This window comes from Siccirubricoccus soli (genome assembly GCF_024178315.1).
GTDB classification, from domain to species: domain Bacteria; phylum Pseudomonadota; class Alphaproteobacteria; order Acetobacterales; family Acetobacteraceae; genus Siccirubricoccus; species Siccirubricoccus soli.
Window position 1 is genome coordinate 1 of the sequence record NZ_JAMZIK010000265.1, and the last position, 6,672, is coordinate 6,672.

A 6,672-nucleotide genomic window follows, 5' to 3' on the forward strand; every position below is an offset into this window, starting at 1 on the left:
CCTCCAGCGCTTCGCGGCAGCCATGCTCCACCGCCTTTGGCACCCGCCCCGCGCCATCTGGCGCCTGCTGCACGACATGCACCGCTTCGCCGCCGGCCGCGCCCGCCTGGCGCGCTGGATGGAGCCGGCGTGATGCCCAACTCAAGGGTTCCAAGGGCCCTTCGGCCCTTGGCGGGGAGGGCAGAGCGGCAGCGCCCCTCTGCCGGCGCCGGGGGGCGCGCCATGGCGGGCCGCGCAGGGCCGGCGCTCCCGCAGCCGCGCCGCGGCACGGCCGGGATCAATCATGGTCGGCCACCATGGCACGGAATATGCTGCGCCGGCCCATCCTTCGTCGCGGAGCGCGCCTGATGCCCAAACCCTTCCACCTCGGCTGGTTCCTCCAGGGCTCCTCCGTCCAGGCCTGGGGCGAGCCCTTCACCGGCGCCATCGGCCGGGACTGGATGGTGCCGGAGCTGTTCTGCGACCTTGCCCGCCATCTGGAGCGCGCCTGCTTCGACTACGTCCTCATCGAGGACAGCTCCTATGTCGGGGAAAGCTATGGCGGCTCGCGGGAGATCTACCTGAAGCACGGCCTCGCCGTGCCGCGGCAGGATCCGGCCATCACCGCCACGCTGATGGCGGCCGCGACGAAGCGCATCGGCATCGTCCCCACCTTCGCCACCTTCACCCACCCGCCCTATCTGCTGGCGCGGATGATGGCCTCGCTGGACCAGATCAGCAGCGGCCGCGCCGGCTGGAACATGGTCACCGGCTCCTCCGACGTCGCCGCCCGCAATTACGGCCTGCCGCAGCTTCCGGACCACGACCTGCGCTACGACATGGCGGATGAGTACATGCAGGCGGTGAACGGGCTGTGGGACAGCTGGGAGCCGGGCGCCATCGTCGCCGATGAGGAAAGCGGCGTGCTGGTGGACCACACCAAGGTCCATGCGGTGGATTTCGAGGGCAAGTGGTACCGCACCCATGGCCCGCTCAACAGCGGCCCCTGCCCGCAGGGCCGCCCGGTCATCGCCCAGGCCGGCGGCAGCCCGCGCGGCAGGCAATTCGCCGCGGCGAATGCCGATACCATCGTCGCCAGCATCAAGGGCACGGCGGCGATGAAGGCATACCGGGACGATGTCCGCGCCCGCGCCGCCGCCGCCGGCCGCGACCCGGACCATGTGAAGCTGCTGTTTCTGGTCAACCCCATCATCGCCGGCAGCCGGGCGGAGGCGGAAGCGAAGAAGCAGGCCCGCATCGCCCGGGCGGAGGCGCAGGTGCCGCAGCTCCTCGCCTTCTTCGGCAAGATCACCAATATCGATTTCGCGCAGTACGACCTGGACGCGCCGGTGGACACGCTGGATCTCCGCACCAATGGCCACCAGCAGAGCCTCGACGACTTCAAGCGCGTCGCCGGCAAGAAGAGCCTGCGGGAGGCGATGCTGAGCTATCGCGGCACCTCCGGCTCGGTGGAGCTGATCGGCACGCCGGACGACATCGCAGCGCAGATGGCGGAGGCGATGGAGGAGGTGGGCGGCGACGGCTTCCTCTTCTCCATGGGTGATGTCAGCCGCCGCACCATCGCCGAGGTGGCGGATGGGCTGGTGCCCGCCCTGCAGCGCCGCGGCCTGACGCGCCGGGCCTATACCTATGAGCAGTTCCGGGACAATCTGCGGGAGTTCTGATCTTCCCCATGACGTCGCTTCGCGCCGCCATGGGGACCCCAGGACTTTTCCCCACGACGTTGCTGCGCAACGCCTTGGGGGCCCGGTTCGCTCACCACCAGGCTTCCCGCACAGCCTGCCGAGGCGAAGCCTCGGCAGGGCAACGGGCGGCCCGGATTCACCGTTGCAGCCCTCCCCCGGCAAGTGAGGGGAGGGCCGAGGAGGAAAGATGGCCCAGCCCCGCATCCTGATGATGGACTCTCCCTTGAGCGCGGCCGATCTCGCCCGCTCCATGGCGCCCGCGGGGCTGGAGCTGGTGATCGCCCCGCTCGGCAGTCCGGAATTCAAGGCGGCGCTGCCGGGTGCGGATTTCCTGGTAGGCTTCGGCAACAAGGCGGTGGATGCCGGCTTCTACGCGCAGGCGCCGAAGCTGAAGCTCTTCCAGCTTCTCTCCGCCGGCTATGACACGGTGGATATCGAGGCCGCGCGGGCGGCGGGCGTGCCGGTCTGCAACAATGGCGGCGCGAACAGCACGGCGGTGGCCGAGCACGCCATGCTGCTCATGCTCGCCACCTGCCGCCGCCTGGTCTGGCAGCATGAGAACGTCGCCGCCGGCCGCTGGCGCGGCAACGACCCCAGCCAGGTGAAGCTCTATGAGCTGCGGGACAAGGTGCTCGGCATCGTCGGGCTGGGCGCCATCGGCAAGAAGGTGGCGCGGCTGGCCAATGCCTTCGGCATGACGGTGCACTACTACGACATCAAGCGCGTCTCGGAAGCGGAGGAGGATGCGCTCTCCGTCCGCTTCAAGCTGCTGAACGAGATCCTGCGCAACGCCGACATCGTTTCCCTGCACGTGCCGCTGACGCCGGCCAGCAGGCACATGATCGGCGCGGCGGAATTGAAGCTGATGAAGCCGACCAGCTATATCATCAACACCTGCCGCGGCCCGGTGATCGACGAGGCGGCGCTGACCGAGGCGCTGGCCGAGGGGAGGATCGCCGGCGCCGGCCTCGATGTCTTCGACCAGGAGCCGCCGCCGGCGGACAACCCGCTCTTCCGCCTGCCGAACGTCACCCTCACCCCGCATTTCGCCGGCCCCACCTGGGACAACCAGCAGGCCCGCTTCCGCAACGCCTTCGACAATTGCCAGCGCGTCGCGCGCGGCGAGGCGCCCCTCTGGGTGATTCCGGAGCTGCAGGGTTAACCGCCGCCCTGCCAAGGCCGCGCGCTTCGGCGGGGACTGCCTTGCGCCAGGGCGAGCGCTGCCGGCTGCACCCTGTGCGGCAGCGCGCGGGAGCGCGACCGCCCGGCGGCGATGCAATGGCAGCGGGGCCTGTCGCGGCAGGTTGAACCGCCCCTCGCCGGCCGGCGTTCCTCGTGCATTCCCTGGCCGCGCCTCGCTGCTTTCCCGGCCCGGGCTTCCCCGTCGCGAGGGAGATCGGATGGCCGCCACCGCAGCCGACGCCTTCGACAGGAGGCTGAAGCGCCACCTATCCGGCCGGACGGCACCAGGGCCGCGCCCGGCCCGCGGCGGCAGCCATGCGGTTCCGTGACCGGGCCGAGGCCGGGCGGCAACTGGCCGCCCGGCTGCTGGCTTGGAAAGCGGTGCGGCCGGTCGTCTTCGCCCTGCCCCGCGGCGGCGTGCCCGTCGCCCTGCCGGTCGCCGAGGCGCTCGGCGCGCCGCTCGACCTGCTGCTGGTGCGCAAGATCGGCGCGCCGGACCAGCCGGAGCTCGCCCTCGGCGCCGTGGTGGAAGGAACGCCGCCGCAGACCGTGGTGAATGAGGAGGTCGTCGCGGCACTCGGTATCCCGCCGGAGCAGGTCGTCGCGCGGGCGGCGGACCAGCTTGCCGAGATCGGGCGCCAGCGGCTGCTGTGGCTGCAGGGAAGGGCGCCGGTCCCGCCCCATGGCCGCACGGCGATCCTGGTGGATGACGGCATCGCCACCGGCGCCACGGTGCGGGCGGCGCTGCTTGCGCTCGGCCGCGCCGGCGCCGCACGCCGGGTGCTGGCCGTGCCGGTGGCGCCGCCCGAGGCGGCAGCGGCGCTGCGCGAGGCCTGCGAGGCAGTGGTGGTGCTGGCCGAGCCGGCGCATTTCGGCTCGGTCGGCGCCTTCTATGATGATTTCCGGCAGATCGGCGATGCCGAGGTGACCGCGCTGCTGGAGCGTCATCGGTTGCGGCCGGATCGGCAGGACCCGGGGATCAGGCGGCCAGACAACGAGCCAGAGCGGGATAGGTGAGGCTCAGCCAGCCCCGCTCCAAGGCGCGGCGGCATGATGGCAGCTGGACGGGGCGCCCGCCGCCTGACAGCGCCGGGGCGCGGCTTCGTTGCGCCCCCACGAATGCCGCGTCCCCGGGATGCGGCGCCGCGCCACCCGGGCTAGGCTGCAGCGAAGCGCTCCGCCGCACGGGCCGGGGCGGCACCGGAGGAACGCCATGCAAGGCTCGGAGACCCGCATCCTCACCACCCATACCGGCAGCCTGCCGCGGCCGCCCGCCCTGACGCAGCTCTACGCCCGGCGGGTGCGGGGCGAGCCAGTGGATGCGGCGGCGATCGCGGCGGCGGGGCGGGAGGCGCTGCAGCGCATCGTCCCGGCGCAGCTCGAGGCGGGGCTCGACGTCATCAACAATGGCGAGCAGCAGCGCGACTCCTTCGCCCTCTATCTCCGCCACCGCCTCACCGGCATCGGCGGCGAGAGCCAGCGCACCACCTTCGCCGATATCGACGCCTATCCGGAGTTCAAGGCGGAGTTCACCCGCCAGGCCGGGGGCAAGGAGGCGGTCAGCAACACCGCCCTGCTGCCGGCTGCCATCGGGCCGGTCGCCTATGCCGATGCCAGCGTCATCACCGAGGAATGCGAGGATTTCGCCGCCACCCTTCAGCCCCTGCAGGGCCGCTATACGGAAGCCTTCCTCACCGCGCCCTCGCCCGGGATCGTCGCCTCCATCGTGCAGAACCGGCACTACGACACGGAGGAGGCCTATCTCGCGGCGCTGGCCGAGGCGCTGGCGGTGGAGTACCGCGCCATCGTCCAGCGGGGCTTCGTGCTGCAGCTCGACTGCCCGGACCTCGCGCTGGAACGGCACTGCTCCTACCGCGACCGGCCGCTCGCGGACTTCCTCGGCTTCGTCGAGCGGGTGGTGACGGCGATCAACCGGGCGCTCGCCGGCATTCCGCGCGACCGGGTGCGGCTGCATGTCTGCTGGGGCAATTACGAGGCGCCGCACGACCGCGACGTGCCGCTGGAGGACATCCTGCCCATCCTGCTGCGCGCCAATGTGGGCGGGCTGGTGCTGCCCTTCGCCAATCCGCGCCACGCGCATGAGGTGCGCTGCCTGGAACGCATGAAGCTGGCCGAGGACCAGCTCATGGTCGCCGGCGTCATCGACACCCTGACCAACTTCGTCGAGCACCCGGAGGTGATCGCCGAGCGCATCATCCGCGTCGCCCAGGCGGTGGGCGATCCACGCCGGGTGCTGGCCGGGACGGATTGCGGCTTCGACACCTCGGCAGGGCGCGGCCGCGTCACCTCCGACGTGGTCTGGGCGAAGCTGCGCAGCATGGCGGAGGGGGCGCGGCTCGCCTCCGCCCGGCTGTTCCCGCAGGCCGCCTAGAGCGCTTTCGGTTCACATGCGTCCGCCGAAAGCGCTCTACGCCTTTGTTCGCACGGCAGATTCACGCCTCTGGGCGATGCCGCCCTGCGGCGGTCTGCTCTAGCGATGTGCTGGATCTGCGACGCACGGCGGGAATTCGTCGCGCTCGCCGCCACACCCGTGGCGCCGCCCTCCCCGCCCGAGGCCGCGCTCAGCCCTTCGCCAGCCCCACATCCCGCAGCGCCTGCCCCATCGCCGCGTCCGAGCGATCCATGAAGGCGGCGAATTCCGCGGCCTCGGCGAAGCTGGTGCCGAAGCCGCGGGCGGCCATGAAGCGAGTGAACTCCTCGGCGCGGGAGACGCGGCCGAGCGCGGCGCCGAGCAGCTGCCGCACCTCCTCCGGCAGGCCAGGCGGGCCGGCGATGCCGCGCCAGAGACCGGCGGCGTAGTCGGTGCCGAGGGACTCCTTCAGGGTCGGCACCTCGGCGAAGGCGCCGATCCGCTCCTGCGCCATCACGGCCAGCGGGCGGACGCGGCGGGCATCGATCATCGCCTTGCCCTCCGGCAGGGAGCAGGCGGCGAGATCGACGCCGCCCGCCGCCAGCTCCTGCATCCCGAGCGCCGCGCCCTCCACCGGCACCCAGAGCACATGGTCGGCGCCGAGGCCCAAGGTGCGCAGCCAGCCGACGAAGGCGAGGTGCCAGCTGCCGCCGCGGCCGGAGCCGCTGCCCTTCAGCCGCCGCGGCGGCGCCGCCTGCAGCGCCTGGGCGAGGCCGCGGATGTCCTCATAAGGCGAGGAAGCATTGACCAGCACCCCGGCGGGGTCCTGGTTCATCAGCGCGATCGGGGTGTAGCTGCGCGGCGTCAGCTCGGTCAGGCCGATCCAGTGCAGCATGGCGATCTCGAGCGTCAGCAGGCCGATGGTGTAGCCATCCGGCCGCGCGGTCGAGATGGCGGCATGGCCGACCACGCCGGAGCCGCCGGTGCGGTTCACCACGACGAAGGGCTGGCCGAGATCGCGTTCCAGCAGGGAGGCGATCATGCGCGCGACGGCATCGGTGCCGCCACCGGCCGCCCAGGGCACCACGATCTGCACCGGGCGGGCGGGGTAGCGGGATTGCGCCAGGCCCGGCGCAATGGCGGCGAGGGCCAGGGCCGGGGCGGCCAGCAGCGGGCGGCGCGGCAGGCGGGGTGGCCGCCCGGCGCCGGGTGCGGCCATCCGGGGCGTGTCGTCAGGCATCGGCATTTCCCCCGAGCGGCCTCGCGCAGCGGTGCCGCGGCCGCCCTCTCTTGTCGTTGCGCCGAGAGTCGGCGCCCGGCGGGGAGGGGCTGTCAAAGGAAAAGGCGGGGAGGGCAGGCCCGACGGGCGCGCCGCTGTCCCGGCCCGGGGCCGGGCGCGGCGGCACCGGGCGCGGCGGGGGCAGCGATGCGGCC

At 72.4% G+C, this 6,672-nt stretch carries 5 protein-coding genes; 4 read left to right on the forward strand and 1 reads right to left on the reverse strand.

Annotated elements, in window-relative coordinates; genetic code table 11:
* Positions 1-347: 347 nt before the first annotated feature.
* The 4 genes from NJ376_RS27985 (at position 348) to NJ376_RS28000 (ending at position 5,259) form a co-directional block, all read left to right on the forward strand.
* Positions 348-1,664 carry an NtaA/DmoA family FMN-dependent monooxygenase gene (locus tag NJ376_RS27985; protein ID WP_252956641.1) on the forward strand — a complete coding sequence of 439 codons (1,317 nt, stop codon included), beginning with the start codon at positions 348-350 and terminating at the stop codon, positions 1,662-1,664.
* Positions 1,665-1,872: 208 nt separating this feature from the next.
* Entirely contained in the window at positions 1,873-2,847 is a 975-nt protein-coding gene (locus NJ376_RS27990) for a 2-hydroxyacid dehydrogenase (protein WP_252956642.1), read from the forward strand.
* A gap of 335 nt (positions 2,848-3,182) precedes the next feature.
* The gene (locus tag NJ376_RS27995; protein WP_252956643.1) at positions 3,183-3,884 is read left to right on the forward strand and encodes a phosphoribosyltransferase; all 702 of its coding nucleotides are present in this window, start codon (positions 3,183-3,185) and stop codon (positions 3,882-3,884) included.
* A gap of 196 nt (positions 3,885-4,080) precedes the next feature.
* Complete coding sequence (locus tag NJ376_RS28000) at positions 4,081-5,259, forward strand: uroporphyrinogen decarboxylase/cobalamine-independent methonine synthase family protein (protein ID WP_252956644.1); 1,179 nt, start codon at positions 4,081-4,083, stop codon at positions 5,257-5,259.
* Between the two features lie 190 nt (positions 5,260-5,449).
* Here the strand turns inward: NJ376_RS28000 and NJ376_RS28005 are convergent, their stop codons facing one another.
* A complete protein-coding gene (locus NJ376_RS28005) occupies positions 5,450-6,478 on the reverse strand; it encodes a tripartite tricarboxylate transporter substrate binding protein (protein WP_252956645.1) in 1,029 nt (342 codons plus the stop codon).
* Positions 6,479-6,672 lie beyond the last annotated feature (194 nt).